Source organism: Azospirillum sp. B4, from assembly GCF_000333275.1.
In the GTDB taxonomy this organism is placed as follows: Bacteria; Pseudomonadota; Alphaproteobacteria; order Azospirillales; family Azospirillaceae; genus Nitrospirillum.
Genome location: NZ_BACU01000681.1, coordinates 1 through 2,054 on the forward strand (window position 1 = coordinate 1; position 2,054 = coordinate 2,054).

The following is a 2,054-nucleotide window of genomic DNA, read 5'->3' on the forward strand; positions in this document are numbered from 1 at the left end:
GGCCCCGGATTGAAGCACCTAGGGGCGAATACAGCGACGGGGGGATCATGCGACACGCATCCAGCATGCAGATGGGGCGCCGCGTTCGGACCGGGGTGGTTCTTTACATCCTGGCCCTGGGCGTCTTGACCTTGGGCGTCCTGGCGCTCAACCCGCCCCCGGCAACCGCGCAACCCGCCGCCCAGGTCAGTTATCCCGCCGACCAGGTGCGGGCGGATCTGGACATGCTGTATCAGCGGTTGAAGGCCGACGCCTTCAACCTTTACGCCTTCACCCCGGAGGCGGAGATGGACAGGCTTCACCGGACGCTGCGGGCGGGAATAACAGGGCCCCTGACGCGCGCCCACGCGGAGACGCGGTTCCAGCGCCTCGCGGCGGCGGCCCACCAGGGCCATGCGCGGGTCGAGGGCGTCTACGGCGCCTGGGCGGCCTACCAGAAGGCGGGTGGGCGGGCGTTCCCCTTCACCGTCCGCATCCAGGACGGCCACCTCCATATCGCCGCCAATCTCAGCGACGTCCCGCAGTTGCCGCCGGGCGGCGAAATCCTGGCCATCGACGGGGTGCCGGCGGCGCGCTGGTTGGCGCGCACGCGCAGCCATGTCTCGGCCGAGACGGCGGCGCTGGCGGACAGCATCCTGGAATATGATTTCCCCATGTACCTGTGGGTGGAAGGCGGCGCCCGACCCCGGTTCAAGGTCAGCGTGAAGACGGCCACCGGCGGCGTGCTCGACGCCGACGTCGCCGCGCGGACGGCGACGGAAATCGCGGCGGCGGCCGGCCGGCAGCCTCCCCGCCTGGACCTGGAGCATCCCTTGCGGGACGCCCGCGTCCTGGCCAATGGCGTCGGCTACCTGCGCCCCGGCCCGTTTTATAACGAAGCCGCCAAGACCGGCGCGGACGAGTGGGACGTGACCGCGTTCCGGACCTTCATCACCAACGCTTTCGAAATGTTCGCGGCGAAGGACGTGCACCGCCTGATCATCGACCTGCGCGGCAATCCCGGCGGGGACAGCCTGTTCAGCGATGTCATGGTCTCCTGGATCGCCGACCGGCCCTATCGCTTCTTCTCATCGTTCAAGATACGGGTCAGCGCCGATGCCGTCGCGGCCAACCAGGACCGGATCCTGCACGATGCCGTCGCGGCCGGCCCCATCTCCCGCCGCTTCGCCGACCTGTACGCCACCGCCAAACCCGGCGAGGTCGTCGACTTCACCCTTCCGGAAACCCAGCCCAACCTGGACGGACGGTTCCAGGGCACGGTGTACGCCCTGATCGATCGGCACACCTATTCCAACGCGGTGGCCGTCGCCGCCACCCTACAGGACTACGGCTTCGGCAAGATCCTGGGCGAGGCGACCACCGACATGGCGACCGCCTATGGCGCCATGGAGCGATTCACCCTGCCCGCCACCGGCATCGCCGTGGGCTTCCCCAAGGCGCACATCGTGCGCCCCAATGGCGACATCCGCGCCTTGGGGGTGACGCCGGACATCGCCATCCCGGCCCCGTTGATCGAAACCCCCGACGACGCCATGCTTCAACGGGCCGCGGCGATCGCCGCCACGGGCCCAGTCCCACACTAAGAGTCCGGCTCAGCCCTTCTTCACGAACTCCGCCCGCAACACCAGGCCCTTGATGGTGTCGTGGCGGCAGTCGATCTCCTGGGCGTCGCCGGTCAGGCGGATGGAGCGGATGACCGTGCCGCGCTTCAGCACCTGGTTGGCACCCTTGACCTTCAGGTCCTTGATCAGGGTCACGCTGTCGCCGTCGGCCAGCAGGTTGCCCACGGAATCGCGCACCTCGACCGCGCCGGCGGCGGCCGCGTTCGCCGCCACCTGGCTGGCCGGGATCCACTCGCCGCTGGCCTCGTCATAAACAAATTCTTCGTCAGCCGAACCGTTCATCAGGAAACCCAATCGTTAGGCGCGAGCCATGGACGCCGGCACCGGTCGATGGTGCCATGGCGGCAACAGGTCCCGGAATGGAACGGATACGACAAGCCGCCCCGAAGGGCGGCTGGTCGTCACGTGCCGATATGTGGCCTGGGCAGTGAT

2 protein-coding genes are annotated in these 2,054 nt (G+C 68.4%); one reads left to right on the forward strand and one right to left on the reverse strand.

Going from position 1 to position 2,054, the window contains the following annotated elements; translation table 11 throughout:
• Positions 1–47 precede the first annotated feature (47 nt).
• Entirely contained in the window at positions 48–1,583 is a 1,536-nt protein-coding gene (locus I55_RS30625) for a S41 family peptidase (protein ID WP_085940154.1), read from the forward strand.
• 9 nt (positions 1,584–1,592) lie between these two features.
• Here I55_RS30625 and I55_RS30630 read toward each other — a convergent pair whose 3' ends face one another.
• Complete coding sequence (locus I55_RS30630; protein ID WP_044564516.1) at positions 1,593–1,904, reverse strand: alkylphosphonate utilization protein; 312 nt, start codon at positions 1,902–1,904, stop codon at positions 1,593–1,595.
• Positions 1,905–2,054 lie beyond the last annotated feature (150 nt).

What these genes read in the sequence shown, in the direction of transcription:
- I55_RS30625 (WP_085940154.1), top strand. Translation starts at nt 48, where the DNA reads ATGCGACACGCATCCAGCATGCAGATGGGGCGCCGCGTTCGGACCGGG.
- I55_RS30630 (WP_044564516.1), bottom strand. Translation starts at nt 1,904, where the DNA reads ATGAACGGTTCGGCTGACGAAGAATTTGTTTATGACGAGGCCAGCGGC.